A 21,616-nucleotide genomic window follows, 5' to 3' on the forward strand; every position below is an offset into this window, starting at 1 on the left:
CGCCCGGACGCCGGTCCCACCCACTCGACCGGCGTCCGGGCACTCAGCCGTCCAGGACCGCACCCGGACGCGAACCCGTCCAGGACCCACCCGGACGCGCACCACCACCCCAGAACCCGTCGCCTCCCCCGGCGTTCCTCCGACAGGAGTACCCCATGACGACCGCACCGGCCCAGCCAGGGGCCACCGTCACCCCGATCAAGCCGAAGGCCGTCGTCCGTGTCGGCGACCGCGTCTTCTCCGCCGCGTCGGTCATCGCCGGCGGCCTCATCCTCTTCGTGCTCGTGCTCGTGGCCGCGTTCCTCGTCTGGCAGAGCATCCCGGCCTTCTCCGCCAAGGTCGGCGAGCTGCCGGGCAAGGCCACGAACTTCTGGGACTTCGTCGGCCCCCTGGTCTTCGGTACCGTCTGGTCCGCGCTCATCGCGCTCGTGATCGCCGTGCCGCTGTCCCTCGGGATCGCCCTCTTCATCTCGCACTTCGCGCCGCGTCGACTCGCGCCGGTCCTCGGCTACGTGATCGACCTGCTGGCCGCGGTGCCGTCGGTCGTCTACGGCCTCTGGGGCATCGCCGTGCTGGCGCCCCTGGTGAAGCCGTTCTACGTGTTCCTGAACGAGTACATCGGCTGGTTCCCGCTGTTCTCCGGCCAGGTGTCCGGCACCGGCCGCACGATCCTGACGGCGTCGATCGTCCTCGCCGTCATGGCGATCCCGATCATGACCGCGGTCATGCGTGAGATCTTCCTGCAGGCCCCGACCCTCAACGAGGAAGCGGCCCTGGCCCTCGGCGCGACCCGCTGGGAGATGATCCGCCTGTCGGTCCTGCCGTTCGCGAAGTCCGGCATCGTCTCGGCGATCATGCTCGGCCTCGGCCGCGCACTCGGCGAGACGATGGCGATCGCGCTGGTGCTGTCGGTCTCGACGAACGTCACGTTCCAGATGCTGACGTCGCAGAACCCCTCGACGATCGCCGCGAACATCGCCCTGCAGTTCGCCGAGGCATCCGGTACGGCACTGAACGCGCTCATCGCGTCGGGTCTGATCCTCTTCGTCATCACCCTGGTCATCAACATGCTCGCGCGGTACATCGTCCGCAGCCGAGTCAGCTGAGAGGTCGCACCCGATGTCCCTCGCGCTCCGTCAGACCGGCACCGCCGGCAACGTCTACGCCAACGGCAAGCTGCACGCCTCCGTCCCGTGGCTGCTGCTCGTCGGCAGCTGGGTCGCCCTCGTCCTGGTCTTCGCCCTGCTCAACGCGGGTGGCGCCGTCAAGGACTTCAACGTCGTCGCGGCGATCTTCCTCGGCACGGTCCTGTTCGACGTCCTCATCGTCGTCATCTCGCGCATCGTCGAGGGCGGCCGCAAGGCGGTCGACCGCCTGGTCACCTCGCTCGTCATCACGGCGTTCGTCATCGCGGTCCTGCCGCTGGTGTCGCTGCTCTGGACGGTCATCGCCAAGGGCATCGCCCGCTTCGACGCCAACTTCTTCTCGTACTCGATGCGCGGGGTCATCTCCGAGGGCGGCGGCGCGGTCCACGCCCTCATCGGCACGCTCGAGATCACACTGTTCGCGGCGCTCATCTCGGTGCCGATCGGCCTGCTCACCTCGATCTACCTGGTCGAGTACGGTCGCGGTGCACTGGCGAAGGGCATCACGTTCTTCGTCGACGTCATGACGGGCATCCCGTCGATCGTCGCCGGTCTGTTCGCCTACGCGCTCTTCGCGCTGTTCCTCGGCCCGGGGGCCCGCTTCGGCCTGGTCGGTTCCGTCGCCCTGTCGGTGCTGATGATCCCGATCGTCGTGCGCTCCACCGAAGAGGTGCTGAAGATCGTCCCGATGGAACTCCGCGAGGCCTCGTACGCCCTCGGGGTGCCGAAGTACCTCACGATCCTCAAGGTCGTGCTCCCCACCAGCCTCGCCGGCATCACCACCGGCGTCATGCTCTCGATCGCCCGCGTCATCGGTGAGACCGCCCCGCTGCTCGTCACGGCCGGCTTCACCGCGAGCATGAACTACAACCTGTTCCGTGACCCGATGATGACCCTGCCGGTGTACGCGTACACGCAGTACTCGCAGCAGGGCGCCAACCCGGTGCCGTTCGTCGACCGGGCGTGGACCGCGGCCCTCGTGCTCATCCTGATCGTGATGCTGCTCAACCTGCTCGCCCGGTTCATCACCCGTCTCTTCGCCCCCAAGCTCAGCCGCTGACCCTCCGCCCCCGCGGAACCAGCGACACCACCCACCCAGAAGGATCAACGTGTCCAAGCGCATCGAGGTCGACGGCCTCAACGTCTACTACTCGAAGTTCAAGGCGGTCGAGGGTGTCGACATCACCATCGAGCCCCGCACCGTCACGGCCTTCATCGGCCCGTCGGGCTGCGGCAAGTCCACCTTCCTCCGCACCCTGAACCGCATGCACGAGGTGATCCCCGGCGCATGGGTCGAAGGCTCGGTCAAGATCGACGGCGACGACCTGTACGGCGCCGGCGTCGACCCCGTGCTCGTTCGTCGGCAGGTCGGCATGGTCTTCCAGCGTCCGAACCCGTTCCCCACGATGTCGATCCGTGACAACGTGCTCGCGGGCGTGAAGCTCAACAACAAGCGCGTCTCCCGCTCCGAGGCGGACGACATCGTCGAGCGCTCGCTGCAGGGTGCGAACCTGTGGAACGAGGTCAAGGACCGCCTCGACAAGCCCGGCATGGGCCTGTCCGGTGGGCAGCAGCAGCGTCTCTGCATCGCCCGCGCGATCGCGGTGGAGCCGGACGTGCTCCTGATGGACGAGCCCTGCTCGGCCCTCGACCCGATCTCGACCCTCGCCATCGAGGACCTGATCGAGGAGCTCAAGAAGGAGTTCACGATCGTGATCGTGACCCACAACATGCAGCAGGCGTCGCGCGTCAGCGACAAGACGGCGTTCTTCAACATCGCCGGTACCGGCGCCCCCGGCAAGCTCATCGAGTTCGACGACACCGCGACGATGTTCTCGAACCCGTCCGTACAGGCCACCGAGGACTACGTCTCGGGCCGCTTCGGTTGATCGGCATCCGTCCGTCGCACTGACGGACTGCCTGGAGGCCCGGTGCACGTCCGCCACGGACGCGCGCCGGGCCTTCGTGGTTGCGCCGGAAAGCCGTGCGCACGCAGAACGACGAAGCCGCTGTCGTGTGACAGCGGCTTCGTCGTTCTGCGTCGGTGACGGTCCAGCAGGACCGCCCGTGGCGTCAGGCCGTGGTGGTGGGGACCGCCATGATCGGCGAGGTGGTCGGCTGCTCGGAACCGCCCTCGGGTTCGACCGTCATGCCGATCGTGACGCCCTCGGACATCGAGCCCTGCAGCACGGCGGAGTGCACACCGTCAGCCGCACCGTCGACCAGGCCGGCCGACTTGATGGTGCCGCCCTGCTCCTCGGAGCCGATGTACCACAGCTCGTACGTCTTGCCCTTCGGCGCCTGCTCGACACCGTCGAGGATCACCGCGGACTTGCCGAGGTCGTTCGACCACACGACCGTCGCCGAACCGCCGCCGGCGACCTTGGTCGTCGTGCGCTGGAAGTCCGAGGCGGCGTAGATGCGGTCGAGGCCGCTCGACGCCTGCGTCGTGCCGGTGCCGGAGCCGTTCGGGTCGAAGATCGATCCGACGCCGAGTCCGCCGAAGAAGACCGCGGCGGCGGCAGCTGCGGCCGTCAGCATGACCGCCGGACGCTGGAACCAGCGGCGGCGAGCCTCTGACGATGCCCGGCCACCGGCGGTGGGGCCGTCGGCGATCGAGGCGACGTGCCTGGCGGGCTCGGGACGGGCCTCCTGGACGGAGGCGGTCTCGGCGACCGGGGCCTGGTCGACCGTCGTGTCGGCGAGAGGCGCGACCTGGGGGGTCGTCGCGATCCGGGCCAGCAGCGACGCCTTGAGCGACGCGGGGGGCTCGATCGGTGCGACGGCGTAGGCGAGCTGCAGCGCGGTCTCGCGCAGTGAGTCGTTCTCGGCCTGCAGCTCGGGGGACGTCCGGAGGGCGTCCTCGAGGAGCGCACGCTCGTCGTCGGACAGCGCGTCGAGTGCGTGGGAACCCGTCATCAGTGCGGGGTCGTCGTGGCGTTCGGTCATGAGGTCACCCCCATCTCGTCTCGGAGTCGGATCATCCCGTCACGGAGACGGGTCTTGACGGTGCCGATGGGGACACCGAGGTGTTCGGCCATCTCGCTGTGCGAGTAACCGCCGTAGTACGCGAGTTGCACGGCCTGCCGCTGGAACTCGGTGAGCTTCGCCAGCGCTCGGCCGACGCGCTCGTGCTCGATGCGGATCTCGACGGACTCGGAGACCTGGTCGAAACCGGCCTCGAGGTCGCGGATGCCGATCTTGGTGTCGCGGTCGTGCGACGACTGCGAGGCGCGAACCCGGTCGACCGCTCGGCGGTGGGCCATGGTGAGGACCCAGCTGGCGGCCGTCCCGCGCTTCCGGTCGAAGCGGGTGGCCTGCTGCCAGACCTCCAGGAAGACCTCCTGCGTGACCTCTTCCGACTGCGCGCGGTCCCGGAGGAGGCGCGTGATCAGACCGAGGACCCGACCGGAGAGTGCGTCGTAGAGGTCCGCGAAGGCGGCTTGGTCACCGGCGGCGACCCGGGCGAGGAGGTCGTCCGGCGATGCCTGAGCTGGCTCTGACGAGCTCCAGCGTTCGGTGTCGCTATCCACGAGGGCAAGCATTGCAGGTTTCCCTCCTCTCGGTTGCTTTCGTTGACCAAGCGGGGAGCACGAAGCCTCCGCATGGGCGGTCGAGACGAGGGGCCGGCGTGACCCACAGGGAATTGACCGGCGGTGCCGGTCCGGGTCACACCGGGCCTCTCGCTTCGTGACGGGCATTCCGTCCGTCACGCAGATGATTCGGCGCGGTCCCCGCTGTGGATTGGATGGGGGTCGGGATTTCTCGGCGGGATGGGCGCGGCGGGCCTGCACGGGGGTGCGCGCGGGCACGCCCGGGGCCGGTTCTGTCCACCATGAGTGAACAGGGTCGAGTGATCAGCCGACGTCTCGTAGACTTGGTCTCGCCGGGCCGCAGCAAGCCCCGGGCTCCAAAATTCGCCGCTTCGAGCGGCCTCGCGCCGAGAGGCGCTTCTGCGGCCCGGTCTTTTCATGCCCGGATGCGGTCGCGTCCGGGTTTTCTGCTGCGGACTTCGGCCTGGAGGCCCGGTGCGGGTCCGCCCCGCCGCTCGCTCAGTCCAGGCTGTCGCGGCGCCAGAGCGCCGCCGCCTCGGTCAGGTCGGCCGCCAGCTCCGTCAGGCGGAGCGCCCGCGTCGTGAGTTCGCTCGCGCGCTCGGACGCCACCAGGTCGGACTCGTCCGCCACGGCGGTCGCGCCGGCGGCGGTCAGACGGCAGAACGACGCCCCGCGGTCGAGCGCCACCGCGAGGTCGCCCGTGTACAGGCCGTGCAGGATGCGGTCGGCGAGCGTCAGGATCTCGGCCGGGCCCGTCGGTTCCTCGGCACCCGCGACCGCCTGGTCGATCGTCCCGATCTGCGCCGTGCCCCGTTCGAACAGGTACGCGATCTCCTCCGGGTTCTGCCGGATCACGATGCGCACCAGGTACACCCGCCAGAGCGCCCCCGGCAGGGTGTGCGCCCCGACCCGTGCCCACAGTTCCGCGATGGCGTCGATGCCGTGCACGTCCGTGTAGGTGACGAGCCGCTCGACCACGGCCGGGTCCGGGTCCTCGCGCACCCGGTGCAGCAGGGCGTTCGCGGTCTCGTGCGCGACACGGTTCACGAGCGCCGGGTCCTCACCGCCCTGGATGGCGGCGAACTCTGCGTCGGTGAAGTGGACGGGACGGTGGTGATCGCGAGGCACCGCAGCAGTGTAGGCGCGGCCGGTGACACGCCCGCGTCCCGTTCGCCCAGAACGCAACGGCTGCGCCACGCGTACCGTGTTGCGGCAGGGAGGCGCTCCTCCCTGCACGTGAAGGAGAGGATCTTCCATGAACGCCCTGCTCATCATCCTGGCTGTGATCGCAGTCATCCTGTTGTTCGTCGGCGGGTTCGCCGCGAGCCTGAAGTTCCTGCTCTGGGTCGGCATCGTGCTGTTGATCATCGCGGTCATCGCGTGGCTGCTGCGGTCGCTCACCGGGCGCCGGGGCTGACCCGTCCGCAAGGTTCTGTCCCAGAGGCCCTCACCCGCTAGCCTTGCGGGTGAGGGCCTCTAGCTCAGTTGGTAGAGCACCGGACTTTTAATCCGAGGGTCGTGGGTTCGAGCCCCACGGGGCCCACCTCCCAGTCTCGCTTCGCGCTCCTGTCTAGAATGTCTTCGATGGGCCGACGATCGCAGCGCGAGCGGCCGGGCACCCCCACCGGCCCGGCAACGATGCGCCGACGCCGCCGGAAGCTGGTGCCGGCACTCGCCCTCGGTGCGATGGCACTCGGGGTCTCCGGACTCCTGCTGATCCTGCCGAACGTCTCGAATGCCTGCCAGCCGGTGTCCTCGTCGACCTCGGCCTCGGCCGTCGCTGCCCCCGGCGTCGCGGCCGACCGCGTCGCCGCGGCGATCGAGCCCGGGTCACGCGTCCTGATCGTGGGCGACTCGTACACCTCGGGTCGGGGCTCGGCCAGCGGACTCCGCGGTTGGGCGCAGGACCTCAGCGAGGACCGTGGGTGGACGGCCAAGATCGACGGGTACCCGGGCACGGGCTACGTCGACACCGGCCGGACCGGTTCGTCGCACTACACGTACGGGCCACGCCTCGAGCGGCACGCCTCGTTCGACCCCCAGCTCGTGATCGTGCAGGGCAGCCAGAACGACTGGCTCGTGGACTCGGACACCCTCCGCGCCACGGTGGAGCGGACCCTCCGCACGGCGCAGCAGACCTGGCCGGACGCCGTCGTCGTCGCGCTCGGCCCGTCAGCACCGCTGCCGTGGGCGAACTCGACCGTCGGCGTTGCCGCGTCGGTCTCCGCGGGTGCCGCCGCCGCCGGTGTGCCCTACATCGACGCCCTCGCCGGCAGATGGTTCACGTCGAGCAACAGCCCGGGGTACTCCGCCGTCGACGGCGGCCACCCGAACGACGCCGGCTACCAGTACCTGGCGGACCGCGTCAGCGAGTCCCTCGACGCCCTCGGCGGACCCGTCGGCAGCGCCCGCTGCGTCTGAGGACGCCGTCTGCTCCTGAACGGGGTACAATCCGTCCCCAGCGGGCTCATGGGAGATCCCCTGCCCACCACAGCCCGCCCTCAGCGGATTGTTGGGCTGCCGCCGATAGTGTCGTTCCCGGATCCGATCACCGGATCCTGCAGCACAGCACCACCACGAACGAACGGGGTACACCGTGATCGAGCCCATCGAAGCCACGCAGACCAGCACCACCGGTGACGCGCGCCGCATCGTCGAGCTCGCAGCAGCGACCAACACGACGATGAGCAACGAGCTCCTGCTCGACACGCTCCGCCGCAACGCCCAGGTCACGACCCGCCACATCCGCAAGGACTTCATCGAGGTCGCGACGGCCACCGCCGTGCTCGGCTACGTCTGCCGGCAGCGCAAGGACTTCATCGCGCTCCGTGGCGACGACCCGGCGTGGGCGCACGAGGTCGGCCGGTACGCGACCGAGTCCCTCGCGGTCGAGGCACTCCGGATGCGCCGCGGCTGACGCCCGGCGTCCGACACGAACACAGAAGGCCCCGCCGGACACCCGGCGGGGCCTTCCTCGTGTCGGTGGTGGCGCCGACCGGACTCCTCAGGACCAGACGCGGCGGATCCCCCACGAACCGGTCCAGGTCTCGTCCGGCTCGAGCCAGCGCAGGCCCTCGCCCGAGTTCAGGGCGTTCGCGGGCGCCGTCATCGGTTCGACCGCGACGGCCAGGCCCTTCCCGTCGCCCCGCGGGTACTCGCGCGAGGTGAAGACCTGCACGTAGGGGAACGAGGCGTCCTGCCAGAGCTCCACACCGTCGCCCTCGGGCCCGTGCATCGTCGTGCGGCGGATCCCGTCGGCGTCGGGGGTGACGTCCTTGTAGGCGGTGTCGAGGTCCGAGTCCCCGGCACGTCGCCCCTGGCGCAGGTCGTACGGCGTGCCCTCGACCGGCACCGAACCGTTCGGCACCTTCTGCTCGTCGACGGTGAAGGCGGTCGCGGCGTCGAGCGTGACGACCAGGTCGTCGGCGGGGGTGTCACCGGCACGCAGGTACGGGTGGGCGCCGACGGCGAAGGGTGCACGGACGCCCGAGCGGTTCGTGACCTCGTGCGTGACACGGACGCCGTCGTCGACGAGTTCGTGCAGCACGCGCGTCTCGAGGGTGAAGGGCCACCCGTGCTGCGGGTGGATCGTCGCCTCCTGCTGGATCGAGGTCTCGGTCTGCGACACCACCCGGTACGGGGCGAACCGGAGCAGGCCGTGCGAGGCGTTGCCGTACTTCGGCTCCGAGACGTCGAGCTGCTGCCGCTTGCCGTCGAGCTCCCACACACCACCGGCCACGCGGTTCGGCCAGGGTGCCAGGACGATGCCGTTCGCCCCCGGCGGCTGCTCGGTCACGGGGAACGGCTCGGTGATGTCGAAGCCGGCGACGCGGAGTTCGCGGATGCCCGCGGCGACCTCGGTGACCACGGCTTCGACGACCCCGTCGGGTCCGGCGTGGTGGAGGCGGTACTGGCCACCCGTGGGTGCTGCGGTCATGCGGTGTTCTTCCTTCCGGCTGGTTCGGTGTGCTGCTCGCCGTCGGCGACGATCACCTGGGCCCCGGCCGCCCGGATCGTGGCGACCACGGCGGCGTCGGCCTCGGCGGTGACGACGACGTCGATGTCCTCGAGCGCGCGGACGACCCCGATGTGGGCCCGGCCGAACTTCGACCCGTCCGCGACCACGACCGTACGCCGGGCCGTCGCCGCGAGCATCCGCTTGGCCTCGGTCTCGGGCAGGTTCACGTTCGTCAGGCCGTGGTCGACGTCGAGTCCGGTCCCGCCGAGGAACACGAGGTCCGCGGCGATCATCGGCAGGACCGCGCCGTTGAAGGGGGCGACGAGCGAGTGCTGCAGGGGCCGGAGGGTGCCGCCGGTGACGATCACGGTGAAGCGCGGGACAGCTCGCTCGAGCGCGAGCGCCGTGGTGAGGGAGTTCGTGACGACCGTGACGCCGGTGAGCTCGGTGCGCGCCACGAGGGCCTCGGCGACGGCGGCCGGCGTGGTGCCGACGTCGAGGACGACGCACTCCCCCGGGCGGACCAGCGCAGCGGCCGCACGGCCGATGGCGGCCTTGGCCACCTGGTGCTCGACGGCGGTCTCCTCGAAGGGGCGCTCGGTCAACCCGGCCCCGAGGCGGACCGCGCCTCCGTGCACCCGCCGGATCCGGGCCTCCTGGTCGAGGACGGCGAGGTCCTGGCGGACCGTCACCTCACTGGTGCCGAGGGACGCGGCCAACGCGGCCGTCCGGACCATGCCGGGGGCGCCTTCGACGATCGCGACGATGCGGTCCTGCCGGAGGGGCGCGGGCAGCGCGCCGGCGAGGAAGGAGAGGTCGGCGTCCGTCATGTGCACAGTTTCGCTTGCTTCCGATGTCTTTCGCAACGCTTCGGATGGGCGCTAGGCTGTTCCGGTGATCACCAAGCGCGTGACGAAGCTCGCGGACGGCCGCGACCTCTTCTACTTCGACGACGCCGACTCGACGCTGCCCGCAGAACGCAGCATCGACGAGCGCGTGCTCGACCCGCGGCCCGAGACGGCGCGGATGCGGCAGGACGTCCTGACGGGCGAGTGGGTGTCGATCGCGGCGTCCCGGCAGAACCGGGTGTTCCTGCCGCCGGCCGACCAGGACCCGCTCGCACCCCAGAGCCCGGCCAACCCGTCCGAGATCCCGAGCCGCTACGACGTCGCCGTGTTCGAGAACCGCTCGCCGTCGTTCGGCCCGCTGTTCGAAGCCGACGACGCTCCCGAGTCACTCGAGTCCCTGAGCGACGTCGGCCTGAACCGCCAGCTCCGCTCGGTCGGCCGGTGCGAGGTCGTGTGCTTCTCGCCCGAGACGTCCGGGTCCTTCGCCTCCATCTCCGAGTCGCGTGCCCGCACCGTCGTCGAAGCCTGGGCCGACCGCACCGCCGCACTCTCCGCGATGCCGGGCATCCAGCAGGTGTTCCCCTTCGAGAACCGGGGCGAGGCGATCGGCGTCACGCTGCACCACCCGCACGGGCAGATCTACTCGTACCCGTACATCACGCCGCGCACCCAGCGCCTGCTCGCGAGCATCGAGCGGTTCGGGCCGGACCTGTTCGAGCAGCACCTCGCGAACGAGCGGGGTTCCGAGCGGGTCGTCCTCGCTGGCGAGCACTTCACCGCCTTCGTCCCGTTCGCCGCGCGCTGGCCCATCGAGATCCACATGCTGCCGCATCGTCACGTCCCCGACTTCGCCGGCCTGACCGACGCCGAGAAGGACGAGCTGGCGCACATGCACCTCCGGCTCACCCGCGGGCTCGACGCGCTCTACGGCGACCCGACGCCGTACATCGCCGCGTGGCACCAGGCACCGGTGCACACCGCCCGCGACACCGTGCGGCTGATGCTGCAGATCACCTCGCCGCGACGTGCGGCGGACAAGTTGAAGTTCCTGGCTGGCAGCGAAGCCGCCATGGGTGCCTGGATCGGGGACCTCGTGCCCGAGAAGGCGGCCGAGTTCATCCGACAGGGAGTCGAGCGCGCATGACGTTCCAGCAGGTCTACGGGTACGAGCCGACGGTGCGGTACTCCGCTCCGGGTCGCGTCAACCTGATCGGTGAGCACACCGACTACAACGACGGCTACGTGCTGCCCTTCGCGATCGACCGTCGCACCACCGCCTCCATCGCGCAGCGCGCCGACCGGACGATCCGCGTCGCCTCCGCCTTCGACGCCACGAGCGAGCCGGTGGCGCTGTCCCTCGACGACCTGTCGCCCGAGGCGATGGGCGGCTGGTCGGCGTACGTCTTCGGCATCGCCTGGGCCCTGCGCGAGCAGGCCGGTGCCGATCTGGACGACAAGTCCGGGTTCGACGTCTTCATCGAGTCCGACGTGCCGGTCGGTGCCGGCCTGTCGTCCAGTGCGGCGATCGAGTGCGGTGTCGCGCTTGCGTTCAACGACCTGTGGGAACTCGGCCTCGACCGGAAGACCCTGGCGCGCGTCGGGCAGTACTCGGAGAACCACGCCGTCGGTGCCCCCACCGGGATCATGGACCAGTCCGCCTCGCTGCTCGGCGAGCAGGACGCCGTCGTGTTCCTCGACTGCCGCACGCTCGACACCGCCGTCGTCGACCTGGCGCTCGAGGCGAACGGGCTCGAGGTCCTGGTGATCGACACCCGCGTCGAGCACGCCCACGCGACCGGTGGCTACGCGGCTCGTCGGGCCTCGTGCGAGAAGGGTGCGCGGGTGCTCGGTGTCGAGGCCCTGCGTGACGTCAGCGTCGAGGACCTGCCTCGTGCGCAGGAGCTCCTGGACGACGAGACCTTCCGCCGCGTACGGCACATCGTGACCGAGGACCAGCGCGTCCTCGACACCGTCCGCACGCTGCGCGAACAGGGTCCCCGGGCGATCGGTTCCCTGCTCGTCGCGTCGCACGAGTCGATGCGCGACGACTTCGAGATCTCCGTGCCGGAGCTCGACCTCGCCGTCGCGACCGCGGTCGAGCACGGTGCCGTCGGTGCGCGCATGACCGGTGGTGGGTTCGGCGGTGCGGCGATCGCGCTGGTCGACCAGGAGTCACGCGGGGCGATCACCGCCGCTGTCACCGCCGCCTTCGCCGACGCCGGGTTCCGCGAGCCGAACGTGTTCACGGTGCACGCCGCGCAGGGCGCCCGGCGCGACTGACGGCGCTCCGCCGCTCGCGGGCGCGCTCGACGTTTCGCGCTCAACGACAGTTCACGCGGCGATCAGCCCGTGGACTGCCGCTCAGCGCGAAAGAACAGCAGCGTCCCGCCGCGCGCCCGCCGACTCAGCCGAGGTAGTCCGCGTACCGGACGTACTCCACCACGTTCCCGACCACGAACGGGTGCGTCCGACCGTGCTCCACGGCCCACTCCACCCACGCGGTCTGCGCCGGCATGAGCAGCCACACCAGCGCGGTGGTCCCGAGCACGGCGGCCAGGGTCAGGCCCATCACGGTGTGCTCGTCGAAGCGGGCTGCACCACGGCGGGCGATCGCGACGACGAACCCGGCGACCGCGAACCCGACCGTCGCGAGCGTCCATCCGGACCAGGGGCCCGACGTGAACGTGTACTCCTGGCCGGCGTGCACGAAGGTCGTCGCCCAGGTCGACCCCGGAGCCTGGAACAGCACGCAGAGCACCACGATGACGATCAGCCACCGGGCGTCCTTGGTCAGTTGCGACGGTTCGGGCCGAGCTCGCATCACCGGCGTCGTCTGCAGCCGTTCGTCCCCCATGCCGCGACCGTAGCACCGGCGGAGTGCACTACGTGAGCAGCAATGGTCCGGTGCGATGACGCCACCCGACCATTGCTGCACACCATCGCCACGCGAGCGCCACGCGAGCGCCACGCGAGCGCACGCTCCCGCGCGCTACGACAGCTGGCGCTCGGCGGCCTCGACGACGTTCTTCATGAGCATCGCGCGGGTCATCGGCCCGACGCCACCGGGGGTCGGCGACAGGAAGCCCGCGACCGACGCGACCGCGGGGTCGACGTCGCCGTGCAGCTTCGCCTTGCCGGTCTCCTCGTTGACCACGCGGGTGATGCCCACGTCGATGACGGCGGCACCGGGCTGGACCCAGTCCGGCTTGACGAGCCCGGCGACCCCGGCCGCGGCGACGATGATGTCGGCGCGACGGCACTCCGCGGCGACGTCGGCGGTCAGCGAGTGCGTCAGGGTCGCGGTCGCCTCGAGCCGCGTGAGCAGCAGGCCGAGCGGCCGCCCGACGGTCAGCCCCTGGCCGATGATCGTGACGTGCGCGCCACGGATCGGGATCTCGTACGCGTCGAGCATCGCGACGATGCCCCGCGGGGTGCACGGCAGCGGTGCGTCGATCGTGCCGGCGCCACCGGGCACGGCGAGCACCAGCTCGCCGAGGTTCGTCGGGTGCAGGCCGTCGGCGTCCTTCGACGGGTCCATGAGCTCGAGCATCGGCGTCGGGTCGATGCCCTGCGGCAGCGGGAGCTGCACGATGAACGCGGTGACCCGGGGGTCGTCGTTCATCTGCAGGATCGCGGCCCGGATGTCGGCAGCGGACGCCGTCTCGGGCAGGTCGATGCGGTGCGAGTCGAGCCCGATCGACGCCGAGTCGCGGTGCTTGCCCGCGACGTAGGACATCGAGCCGGGGTTCGAGCCGACCATGATCGTGCCGAGGCCCGGACGGATGCCGTGCTCGTGCAGGCGGTCGATCCGGACCCGGAGTTCGTCGAGCGTCCGGGCGGCGAGGGCGGTGCCGTCGATCCGGACGGCACTGCCCGCACCGGCCCAGAGCTCGCGCGGGAGCGCCGCGCTGACCGAACCGCTCACGCGTAGAGCGGGAACGCGTCGGTCAGGACCTTCACCCGCGCCGAGAGTGCTGCGACGTCCGGGTTCGGCATGAGGGTCAGCGCGATGATGTCGGCCACCTCGGTGAACTCGGCGTCGCCGAAGCCACGGGTCGCCAGCGCCGAGGTGCCGATGCGGACACCCGAGGTGACCATCGGCGGGCGCGGGTCGAACGGCACGGAGTTGCGGTTCACCGTGATGCCGACCTCGTGCAGCAGGTCTTCGGCCTGCTTGCCGTCGACCTCGGACGCGCGCAGGTCGACGAGCACCAGGTGCACGTCGGTGCCGCCGGTGAGCACGTCGATGCCCGCGGCCTTTGCGTCATCAGCGGTCAGGCGAGCGGCGAGGGCCTGGGCGCCGCGGATGGTGCGCTCCTGACGGTCCTTGAACTCCGGGGTGCCGGCGAGCAGGAACGCGGTGGCCTTCGCGGCGATCACGTGCATGAGCGGGCCGCCCTGCTGGCCCGGGAAGACCGCGGAGTTCAGCTTCTTGAACAGGGTCTCGTCGTTCGACAGGATGATGCCCGAGCGGGGGCCGCCCAGGGTCTTGTGGACCGTCGACGAGACGACGTGGGCGTGCGGGACCGGCGACGGGTGCAGACCGGCGGCGACGAGGCCAGCGAAGTGCGCCATGTCGACCCAGAGCTTCGCGCCGACCTCGTCCGCGATCTCGCGGAACTTCGCGAAGTCGAGCTGGCGCGGGTAGGCGGACCACCCGGCGATCAGGACCTTCGGCTGGTGCTCGATGGCCTTGGCACGGATGTCGTCGTAGTCGACCTCGAACGTCTCGGGGTCGACGCCGTACGCCACGGCGTTGTAGATGCGGCCCGAGAAGTTGAGCTTCATGCCGTGGGTCAGGTGCCCGCCGTGCGCGAGCTCGAGGCCGAGGATGGTGTCGCCGGCCGATGCGATGGCGTGCAGGACGGCCGCGTTCGCCGTCGCGCCGGAGTGCGGCTGCACGTTGGCGTACTCGGCACCGAAGAGCGCCTTGGCACGGTCGATGGCGAGCTGCTCGGCGACGTCGACGTACTCGCAGCCGCCGTAGTAGCGCTTGCCCGGGTAGCCCTCGGCGTACTTGTTGGTGAGCACGGAGCCCTGCGACTCGAGCACGGCGCGCGGCACGAAGTTCTCGGACGCGATCATCTCGAGGGTGTCGCGCTGGCGGCCGAGCTCCTGCTGCAGGACGGCGGCGATCTCGGGGTCGACCTCGGTGAGCGGGGCGTTGAACGCGGCGCGGGCGGCGGCCTGCTCGGCCACCTCGGCCGAGTCGGAGACGAACGGGGGCAGATCGGCAATGGACACGGAACTCCTACGGTGTGCGGACGACCAGCTGGTCGCACTCGGACGGTCGGTCGGTGCAGCCCAGGCGTACGGCCGCGCACCGTGTCTTTGTCGCTCCCCGATGGTGACCCATCCAACGCCAGTCGCGACCTGACGATCGTACCGAGCCACCGCACCCTGTGTCACCCTGGATGCATGACGCTGCTCTCGCCCGACGTGGACGAACGGACCACCACGGACGAACGGACCAGTGCGCGGGCGGACACCCCGTGGGTCACGGTGGTGTGGGACGACCCGGTGAACCTGATGTCGTACGTCACCTACGTCTTCCAGCGGCACTTCGGGTTCTCGCGCGAGCAGGCCGAGCGGCTCATGCACCAGGTCAACGACGACGGTCGGGCGATCGTGGCAACGGGCCCGCGTGAGTCGATGGAGGCCCACGTGCAGTCCATGCACGGCTACGGGCTGCAGGCGACCGTCGACAAGGCCCCCGAAGCGTGATCCCGTTCGTCCGCCGCGCCGACGGCGTCCACCTCGGCCTGTCCTCCGGCGAGCGCGACCTGCTCGCCTCGCTCACCGAACAGCTGCGGCAGGTGCTCGGCGGCGACCTGTCCACCGACCCGATCAGCGAGCGGATGTTCCCGGACGCCTACCCGGGTGACGACGAGGCGAGCGCGGAGTTCCGGAAGTACACGCAGTCCGACCTGCTCACGCAGAAGACGACGAACGCCTCGATCGTGCACGACTGGCTGACGGGCACCCGCGACGGTTCGCTCGACGCCGAGGACGAGCAGGCGTGGCTCCGCACCCTCACCGACCTGCGGCTGACGATCGCCGACCGGCTGGGCATCGAGGACGCCGACGACGAGGAGCGCTCCGTCGAGGCCGACGCGGGCGTCGGCCTGCGCGACGTCTACGACTGGCTCGGCTACGTACAGGAACACCTGGTCGTCACGCTCACGTCGCGCTGACGGCCCACGGCCTGGAGGCCCGGGTCACCTCCGGTGCGGCGGGTCACCCCAGCAGGTCGTCGCGGTGGGCTCGCGCCCAGTTGGTCAGGCTCCTGGGTGCGGTGCCGGTGATGCGCCGGACGTCGTCGCTCATCACGTCGACGCCGTCGAGGCCGCGGCGGACGACCCGGCCGAACTGCTGCCGGAGCCCCTCGGCCTGCCACACGGGCACGCCGCTCAGGCGCAGCACACCGGCGTAGACCCGGCTCGGCAGGTGCAGGGCGCGCACGGGTCGGCCGAGCCCGGTGGCGAGCGCCGCGGCGACACCCCGCGCATCGAGCAGGTCCGGCCCGGTGAGCACCGGTTCGGTGCCGTCGTGGCCGTCCTCCGTCAGCACCCGTGCGGCGGTCCGGGCGATGTCCTCGGTGTCGATCCAGCCGATCACCCCGCGGCCCGTGGTGTGCGGGAACCACCCCCGTCGGATCGCGGGCGCCGAGGGCTGCACGTTCGTCATGAACGACGAGGGGTGCAGGATCGTCCACGCCAGCCCGCTCTCGCGCACCAGCCGGTCGATGTGCCAGGCGGCGCTCGCCCACGACATCGGGGAGTGCTCGGCGGCGTCCCCGCCCGACAGCTGCACGATCCGGCCGACCCCTGCGCGCTGCGCCGCACGGACCCCGGTGGCGCCCTGCTCGCGCTGCCGCTGGCTGACCGGCGTCACGAGGAAGAAGCGGTCGACCCCCTCGAGCGCCGCGGTGAGTGCGCCCTCGTCGTCCAGGTCGGCCAGGCGTCCGTCGATGCCCCGCGCCCGGAGCGCGTCGACCTGTTCGGGCCGTCGGACCACGGCACGCACCGTCACCCCGGCCGCCCGCAGCAGCTCCGCCGTCTTGCCCCCGACGTCCCCGGTCACGCCGGTGACCGCCACGATCTCGCCCATGTCTGCTCCTCGTCCCGCTGACCAACCTGGTATCAGTTTCCTGATACCAGAATGTACGCCGGTACGATCGCCCCGTGCCCCAGGAACTCCCAGCCCCGCGCGACGACGTCGACGGCATCGTGGCGTGGACGGTGATCCGGGCAGCACGGACGCTCTCCCGCCAGCTCGCGGCCGAGCTGGCGCCACTCGGGTTGACACCCGTGGAGTTCGGGGCGCTCATCCAGCTCGCGGCGGCGGGCGAGCTCAGCCAGGCCGACCTGGCGCGAGCGGTCGGCGTCCGACCGCAGAGCATGACGACGCTCGTCGGGGGGCTCTCGACGCGGGGACTCGTGGAGCGGGGCGCCGCACCGGGCCGGGGACGGGCCTCCCGGATGCGGCTGACCGACCAGGGCGAGGCGCTGCTGGCGCGCGCCCACCCGATCGTCCGGGCGAGCAACGCGTGGTTCGGCGACGGCGCGGAGCCGGTCTCGGCGACCCTGCTCCCGCTGCTCGAGCCGGACGCGGGCGACGTCGGTTTCGTCGTTCCCTAACCGGTATCGGAAGGCAAACTTGCAAGGTGGGCTGGTGACGGACTAGCCTCCGGGGCGTGACCGACGCACCGGAGACCGACCCGACCGACCTGGCCGACGCCGTGCTGACGATGCACGGACGGCTGCGGCGGTCGCTGCTGGCCTCGAAGTCGGACGACGTCACGGCCTCGCAGACCGCCGCCCTCGGGCGCCTGCTGCGGCACGGGCCGGCCACCATCGCCGACCTGGCCCGAGCCGAGGGTGTCCGACCGCAGTCGATGGGCGCGACCGTCCAGGCCCTGGTCGACCTCGGCCTGGCCGAGCGGCAGCCCGACCCGACGGACGGCCGGCGGTCGATCGTCAGCGCGACGGCGGCCGGTCGGGACGCACGCCAGGCCGCCTGGGCCGCGCGGAACCGCGAGCTCGCCGAGCGGCTCGCGACCCTGCCCGAGGCGGACCGTCGCGTCGTCGCGCGGGCGATGGACCTGCTCGGGCCGATCGTCGATCCCTGACCCGCGCACCCCTCGTCCAGTCCTGCAACCGGAAGAAGCGCTCTCACGTCCACCACCACCACGACCCCCGACACGACCACGGGCAGCGGCTTCGGCCCGAAGCTCCTCATCCCGGTGCTCGTCGGGCCCCTGCTCAACCCGATCAACACCACGATGGTGTCGGTCGCCCTCACCCCGATCTCCCGTGACCTGGGCATCGGTGCGGCGCAGGCGATCTGGCTCGTCGCGGCCCTGTACCTGGCGAGTGCGATCGCGCAGCCCACGATGGGCAAGCTCGCCGACCGGTTCGGCCCGAAGAAGGTGTTCCTGACCGGGCTCGGCATCGTCGGGATCGCCGGGGTGGTGCCCGAGGTGCTGACCGGGTTCGGCGGCGCCGTGTTCGCCCGGGTGCTCATCGGCATCGGGACGTCGTCCGCCTACCCGGCGGCACTCACCACCCTCCGGCAGCACTCCGCCCGGATCGGGAAGCCGACGCCGCCGCTCGTGCTCGGGGCGCTGTCGATCACGTCGCTCGTGTCCGCCGCCGCCGGCCCACCGCTCGGCGGGGCGCTCATCGCCGCGTTCGGCTGGCACGCGATCTTCTTGGTGAACGTGCCGCTCGCGGTGTTCGGCATCGTCGTGGCGACGCTCTGGCTGCCGTCCGACCGGCTGCGTCCGCGCGACGACGCCGAGTTACCGGTGCTGCAGGCGCTCGACCCGCTCGGCATGGTGCTGATGACCGGGACCGTCTCGGCGCTGCTCGTCTTCCTGCTCGACCTGTCCGCCGGGCTGTGGTGGCTGCTCGCGGTGGCCGTCGTGCTGCTCGTCGCCCTGGTGGTGTGGGAGCTGCGGGCCGTGCGACCGTTCGTCGACGTGCGGCTGCTCGCCCGGAACGGCGCGTTGTCCCGGACGTACGGCCGCCTGTTCCTGACCTACCTGCTCGCCTACACGATGACCTACGGGTTCTCGCAGTGGGTGCAGGACGTCGCGGGCTACCCGAGCGACGTCGCCGGGTACATCCAGCTGCCGGCCGCGATCGTCGCCGGGGTGGCCTCGTTCGTGGTCGCACGGAAGACGGCGATCCGCGGGCCGCTCGTCGTCGCCGCGCTGGTGCCGATCGTCGGCGGCGTGCTCCTGCTCTTCCTGCACACCGGGTCGCCCGTCGTCCTGCTCGCCCTGACCCCGGCGCTGTTCGGGGTGCCGCAGGCCCTGGCGTCGGTGTCGAACCAAGCGGCGCTGTACCGGCTCGTCCCCGCGGAGTACATCGGCACCGCGGCCGGGCTGTCCCGCACCGCGGTGTACATCGGGGCGATCGCGGCGTCCTCGCTCATCGGCGGTGTGTTCGGCCAGGCCCCGACGACGCCGGACCTGCACGTGCTGGCGTGGGTGATCCTCGGCGTCGCGGTGCTCCTGACCGTGCTGACCCTGGCCGACCGGCGCCTGCGGGACGCCGACGCCCGACGCTGACGCTTCGTGAGCACAAACGGTCGAGTCGCCGCTGCCCACTCGACCGTTCCTGCTCACGAAGCACATCCCCCGCGGCCGGTACCCTGATCCGGTGACCGACCCGACCCCCACGCACTGGACCCTGACGCTCGTCTGCGACGACCAGCCCGGGATCGTGCACGCCGTCTCCGGAGCGATCGTCGCCGCCCAGGGCAACATCACCGAGTCGCAGCAGTTCTCCAGCGCCGACACGAACACCTTCTTCATGCGCCTGCAGGTGATGGCGCCGGTGGACCGCGCCGCCTTCGAGGCCGCGCTCGCCCCCGTCGCCGCCCGCTACGACGCCCGCGTCCAGCTCGACGTCGTCGGTCGTCCGCTGCGCACCCTCGTGCTCGTGTCGAAGGCGGGCCACTGCCTGAACGACCTGCTCTACCGGCAGCGCGGCGGACAGCTGCCGATCGAGGTCCCCCTCGTGCTGTCGAACCACGCGGACCTGTCCGAGCTCGCCGCGTTCTACTCCGTGCCGTTCGAACACCGCCCGGTCACCGACGCCGAGTCGAAGGAGCAGATGGAGCGGCGCGTGCTGCAGGCGGTGGAGGAGCACGACATCGAGCTCGTGGTCCTCGCCCGCTACATGCAGATCCTGTCGCCCGAACTCTGCGCCGCACTCGAGGGGCGTGCCGTCAACATCCACCACTCGTTCCTGCCCGGCTTCAAGGGCGCGAACCCGTACCGGCAGGCGCATGCCCGCGGGGTGAAGCTCATCGGTGCGACCGCGCACTTCGTGACGAGCGACCTCGACGAGGGCCCGATCATCGAGCAGAACGTCGTCCGCGTCGACCACACCAAGGAACCGGCCGAGCTGGTGTCCATCGGGCAGGACGAAGAGTCCCGCACGCTCACCCAGGCGGTGCGCTGGATCGCGGAGGACCGCGTCCTGCTCGACGGCGCCCGCACCATCATCTTCAAGTAGGCAGCACCATGACCAACGCCCCGCAGTCCCCCGTCGACTGGGAATCGGTTCCCGACCCGGCCGCCGTCCGGCAGCCACGACGGCGGTTCGAGGCCTGGATGGTCCTGCGGATCACCGTGATGGTGTTCGGCCTGCTGTCCCTGGCCTTCTGGGGCTACTGGTCGTGGCAGCTCCCGCTCCCCGGCTACCTGTTCATGGTCGGTGCCCCGCTGTTCGCCGCGGTCGTCTGGTACTTCTTCCGGTCGCCGCGGTCCCCGATCGAGACCGACATCGTCGGCAAGACCATCGTCGAGGTCGCCCTGGTCGTCGCCGCAGGCGCGACCTGGATCTCCATCGGCCACCCGGTCGTCGGGATCGTCTTCATCGTGATCGCCGCCCTGAGCGGCGTGATCGCGTTCCGCAAGGAGACCGCATGAGCACCACGGGCCTCCAGACCGGCCAGGAGGCCCAGCGCACGCTGGTCCGCGCAGCCCGCGTCGTCGACGCGGCCGGCACCACGGCCGACGGCTGGGTCCTGGTCGTCGGCGACACGATCCACGCGACCGGCTCCGGCCCCGAGGCCCCCGCGGCCGACCGGGTCGTCGACCTGGGCGACACGGTCCTGACGCCCGGCTTCGTGGACCTGCACGGGCACGGTGGGGCGACCGAGGCGTACGAGGACGACTCGTTCGACCGTTCGCTCGCGATGCACCGTTCGCACGGCACGACCCGCTCCGTCCTGTCGCTCGTCGCGAACCCGGTCCCCGCGCTCGCGGCCTCGCTGGCCCACGTCCGCGCCGTGATGGCGACCGACCCGCTCGTGCTCGGCGTGCACCTGGAGGGGCCGTTCCTGTCCCCGCACAACAAGGGCGCCCACAACGAGTCGTTCCTGATCGAGCCGACCCCCGCCGCGGTCGACGCCCTGCTCGAAGCGGGCGAGGGTGTCATCCGCCAGGTCACGATCGCGCCCGAGCTGCCCGGAGCGCTCGACGCCGTCCGCCGCTTCGTCGACGCCGGCGTGACGGTCGCCGTCGGCCACACGGTCGGCACGTACGACCAGGCCCGAGCCGCGTTCGACGCCGGCGCGACGATCCTGACCCACGCCTGCAACGCGATGCCCGGGCTGCACCACCGCGCACCGGGGCCGATCGGCGCCGCCGTGTCGGACGACCGCGTGACGCTCGAGCTCATCCTGGACGCCGTGCACGTGCACCCGGTCGTGGCGGACACGCTCTTCCGGGCGACGCCGGGTCGGGTGGCGCTGATCACCGATGCGATGGGTGCCGCCGGCGCTGCGGACGGCTCGTACCGGCTCGGGTCGCTCGACGTCACGGTGACCGACGGTGTCGCGCACGTCGCGGGGACGGAGACCATCGCGGGATCGACGCTGACGCAGGACGTGGCGCTCCGCAACGCGGTCTCGCTCGCCGGGCGGACCCTGCCCGAGGCCGTGGGGGCGCTGACGAGTGTGCCGGCCGCGGCGCTCGGGCTCGGCGACCGCCTGGGTCGGCTGGCGCCGGGGTTCGCCGCGGACCTCGTGGCGTTGTCGCCGTCGCTCGAGGTCGAGCGCGTCTGGGGCGGCGGGCGCGAGCTGCGCTGAGGC

25 protein-coding genes, 1 tRNA gene and 1 riboswitch are annotated in these 21,616 nt (G+C 71.2%); of the genes, 17 read left to right on the forward strand and 9 right to left on the reverse strand.

Annotation, left to right across the window (positions count from 1 at the left end):
• The first annotated feature begins 155 nt into the window (after positions 1-155).
• From pstC to pstB, 3 genes are read left to right on the forward strand one after another with little or no spacing between them, the layout of a single operon-like run.
• Positions 156-1,106, forward strand: coding sequence for a phosphate ABC transporter permease subunit PstC (pstC, locus tag DEJ20_RS16215; RefSeq protein ID WP_111235657.1), 951 nt, complete (start codon positions 156-158; stop codon positions 1,104-1,106).
• A 13-nt stretch (positions 1,107-1,119) separates the two neighbouring features.
• Positions 1,120-2,205, forward strand: a complete 1,086-nt coding sequence (pstA, locus tag DEJ20_RS16220) for a phosphate ABC transporter permease PstA (RefSeq protein WP_027466630.1) — start codon at positions 1,120-1,122, stop codon at positions 2,203-2,205.
• Positions 2,206-2,254: 49 nt separating this feature from the next.
• Positions 2,255-3,034 carry a phosphate ABC transporter ATP-binding protein PstB gene (gene pstB / locus DEJ20_RS16225; protein ID WP_027466631.1) on the forward strand — a complete coding sequence of 260 codons (780 nt, stop codon included), beginning with the start codon at positions 2,255-2,257 and terminating at the stop codon, positions 3,032-3,034.
• A gap of 184 nt (positions 3,035-3,218) precedes the next feature.
• On the opposite strand, the gene DEJ20_RS16230 is transcribed toward pstB, so the two are convergent.
• The 3 genes from DEJ20_RS16230 to DEJ20_RS16240 all read right to left on the reverse strand — a co-directional run bounded on the left by DEJ20_RS16230 (position 3,219) and on the right by DEJ20_RS16240 (position 5,827).
• A complete protein-coding gene (locus DEJ20_RS16230) occupies positions 3,219-4,094 on the reverse strand; it encodes an anti-sigma factor (protein ID WP_111235656.1) in 876 nt (291 codons plus the stop codon).
• Positions 4,091-4,690 (reverse strand): ECF RNA polymerase sigma factor SigK, encoded by a 600-nt coding sequence (sigK, locus tag DEJ20_RS16235; RefSeq protein ID WP_027466633.1) that lies wholly within the window; start codon positions 4,688-4,690, stop codon positions 4,091-4,093. Before sigK ends, DEJ20_RS16230 begins: the two co-directional genes overlap by 4 nt.
• A gap of 507 nt (positions 4,691-5,197) precedes the next feature.
• Entirely contained in the window at positions 5,198-5,827 is a 630-nt protein-coding gene (locus DEJ20_RS16240) for a hypothetical protein (protein ID WP_027466634.1), read from the reverse strand.
• Positions 5,828-5,954: 127 nt separating this feature from the next.
• On the opposite strand from DEJ20_RS16240, the gene DEJ20_RS16245 reads away from it, so the two are divergent.
• The 4 genes from DEJ20_RS16245 to DEJ20_RS16260 all read left to right on the forward strand — a co-directional run bounded on the left by DEJ20_RS16245 (position 5,955) and on the right by DEJ20_RS16260 (position 7,616).
• Positions 5,955-6,116, forward strand: a complete 162-nt coding sequence (locus DEJ20_RS16245) for a DUF2207 domain-containing protein (protein ID WP_146245443.1) — start codon at positions 5,955-5,957, stop codon at positions 6,114-6,116.
• Between the two features lie 53 nt (positions 6,117-6,169).
• Positions 6,170-6,242 (forward strand) — tRNA-Lys (locus DEJ20_RS16250).
• Positions 6,243-6,283: 41 nt separating this feature from the next.
• On the forward strand, positions 6,284-7,120 hold the full coding sequence (locus DEJ20_RS16255) for an SGNH/GDSL hydrolase family protein (protein WP_181431572.1): 837 nt from the start codon (positions 6,284-6,286) through the stop codon (positions 7,118-7,120).
• A gap of 175 nt (positions 7,121-7,295) precedes the next feature.
• Positions 7,296-7,616, forward strand: coding sequence for a hypothetical protein (locus DEJ20_RS16260; RefSeq protein WP_027466636.1), 321 nt, complete (start codon positions 7,296-7,298; stop codon positions 7,614-7,616).
• An 87-nt stretch (positions 7,617-7,703) separates the two neighbouring features.
• On the opposite strand, the gene DEJ20_RS16265 is transcribed toward DEJ20_RS16260, so the two are convergent.
• Both DEJ20_RS16265 and DEJ20_RS16270 read right to left on the reverse strand, forming a co-directional pair.
• Complete coding sequence (locus tag DEJ20_RS16265; protein WP_111235654.1) at positions 7,704-8,636, reverse strand: aldose 1-epimerase family protein; 933 nt, start codon at positions 8,634-8,636, stop codon at positions 7,704-7,706.
• Positions 8,633-9,487, reverse strand: a complete 855-nt coding sequence (locus tag DEJ20_RS16270) for a DeoR/GlpR family DNA-binding transcription regulator (RefSeq protein WP_111235653.1) — start codon at positions 9,485-9,487, stop codon at positions 8,633-8,635. Before DEJ20_RS16270 ends, DEJ20_RS16265 begins: the two co-directional genes overlap by 4 nt.
• Positions 9,488-9,551: 64 nt before the next feature.
• On the opposite strand from DEJ20_RS16270, the gene galT reads away from it, so the two are divergent.
• On the forward strand, positions 9,552-10,649 hold the full coding sequence (gene galT, locus DEJ20_RS16275) for a galactose-1-phosphate uridylyltransferase (RefSeq protein WP_111235652.1): 1,098 nt from the start codon (positions 9,552-9,554) through the stop codon (positions 10,647-10,649).
• Positions 10,646-11,785 carry a galactokinase gene (gene galK, locus DEJ20_RS16280; RefSeq protein ID WP_111235651.1) on the forward strand — a complete coding sequence of 380 codons (1,140 nt, stop codon included), beginning with the start codon at positions 10,646-10,648 and terminating at the stop codon, positions 11,783-11,785. The genes galT and galK overlap by 4 nt, the downstream gene beginning before the upstream one ends.
• A 124-nt stretch (positions 11,786-11,909) precedes the next feature.
• Here the strand turns inward: galK and DEJ20_RS16285 are convergent, their stop codons facing one another.
• From DEJ20_RS16285 to glyA, 3 genes are all read right to left on the reverse strand, one after another.
• Entirely contained in the window at positions 11,910-12,359 is a 450-nt protein-coding gene (locus tag DEJ20_RS16285) for a hypothetical protein (protein WP_111235650.1), read from the reverse strand.
• Between the two features lie 135 nt (positions 12,360-12,494).
• Positions 12,495-13,430 carry a tetrahydrofolate dehydrogenase/cyclohydrolase catalytic domain-containing protein gene (locus DEJ20_RS16290; RefSeq protein WP_111235649.1) on the reverse strand — a complete coding sequence of 312 codons (936 nt, stop codon included), beginning with the start codon at positions 13,428-13,430 and terminating at the stop codon, positions 12,495-12,497.
• Positions 13,427-14,704: a serine hydroxymethyltransferase gene (gene glyA, locus DEJ20_RS16295; RefSeq protein WP_017888107.1), complete on the reverse strand. Its 1,278-nt coding sequence runs from the start codon at positions 14,702-14,704 to the stop codon at positions 13,427-13,429. The genes DEJ20_RS16290 and glyA overlap by 4 nt, the downstream gene beginning before the upstream one ends.
• Positions 14,705-14,800: 96 nt before the next feature.
• A riboswitch (ZMP/ZTP riboswitch) is annotated at positions 14,801-14,885 on the reverse strand.
• A 38-nt stretch (positions 14,886-14,923) separates the two neighbouring features.
• Between glyA and clpS the strand changes: the two genes are divergently transcribed.
• Positions 14,924-15,229: an ATP-dependent Clp protease adapter ClpS gene (gene clpS / locus DEJ20_RS16300; protein ID WP_071404706.1), complete on the forward strand. Its 306-nt coding sequence runs from the start codon at positions 14,924-14,926 to the stop codon at positions 15,227-15,229.
• Complete coding sequence (locus tag DEJ20_RS16305; protein ID WP_027466644.1) at positions 15,226-15,699, forward strand: DUF2017 family protein; 474 nt, start codon at positions 15,226-15,228, stop codon at positions 15,697-15,699. The genes clpS and DEJ20_RS16305 overlap by 4 nt, the downstream gene beginning before the upstream one ends.
• A 43-nt stretch (positions 15,700-15,742) precedes the next feature.
• On the opposite strand, the gene DEJ20_RS16310 is transcribed toward DEJ20_RS16305, so the two are convergent.
• On the reverse strand, positions 15,743-16,615 hold the full coding sequence (locus tag DEJ20_RS16310; RefSeq protein ID WP_111235648.1) for an NAD(P)H-binding protein: 873 nt from the start codon (positions 16,613-16,615) through the stop codon (positions 15,743-15,745).
• A gap of 74 nt (positions 16,616-16,689) precedes the next feature.
• On the opposite strand from DEJ20_RS16310, the gene DEJ20_RS16315 reads away from it, so the two are divergent.
• The 6 genes from DEJ20_RS16315 (at position 16,690) to nagA (ending at position 21,613) form a co-directional block, all read left to right on the forward strand.
• Positions 16,690-17,145, forward strand: a complete 456-nt coding sequence (locus DEJ20_RS16315) for a MarR family winged helix-turn-helix transcriptional regulator (RefSeq protein WP_111235647.1) — start codon at positions 16,690-16,692, stop codon at positions 17,143-17,145.
• A gap of 56 nt (positions 17,146-17,201) precedes the next feature.
• Positions 17,202-17,636, forward strand: a complete 435-nt coding sequence (locus DEJ20_RS16320; protein ID WP_220035000.1) for a MarR family winged helix-turn-helix transcriptional regulator — start codon at positions 17,202-17,204, stop codon at positions 17,634-17,636.
• A gap of 114 nt (positions 17,637-17,750) precedes the next feature.
• A complete protein-coding gene (locus DEJ20_RS16325) occupies positions 17,751-19,082 on the forward strand; it encodes an MFS transporter (RefSeq protein WP_111235646.1) in 1,332 nt (443 codons plus the stop codon).
• A gap of 91 nt (positions 19,083-19,173) precedes the next feature.
• A complete protein-coding gene (gene purU / locus DEJ20_RS16330; RefSeq protein WP_110861849.1) occupies positions 19,174-20,034 on the forward strand; it encodes a formyltetrahydrofolate deformylase in 861 nt (286 codons plus the stop codon).
• Between the two features lie 8 nt (positions 20,035-20,042).
• Entirely contained in the window at positions 20,043-20,450 is a 408-nt protein-coding gene (locus DEJ20_RS16335) for a YrdB family protein (protein WP_111235645.1), read from the forward strand.
• Entirely contained in the window at positions 20,447-21,613 is a 1,167-nt protein-coding gene (gene nagA / locus DEJ20_RS16340; protein ID WP_111235644.1) for an N-acetylglucosamine-6-phosphate deacetylase, read from the forward strand. Before DEJ20_RS16335 ends, nagA begins: the two co-directional genes overlap by 4 nt.
• Positions 21,614-21,616 lie beyond the last annotated feature (3 nt).

Source organism: Curtobacterium sp. MCSS17_005, from assembly GCF_003234225.2.
Taxonomy (GTDB): Bacteria; Actinomycetota; Actinomycetes; order Actinomycetales; family Microbacteriaceae; genus Curtobacterium; species Curtobacterium flaccumfaciens.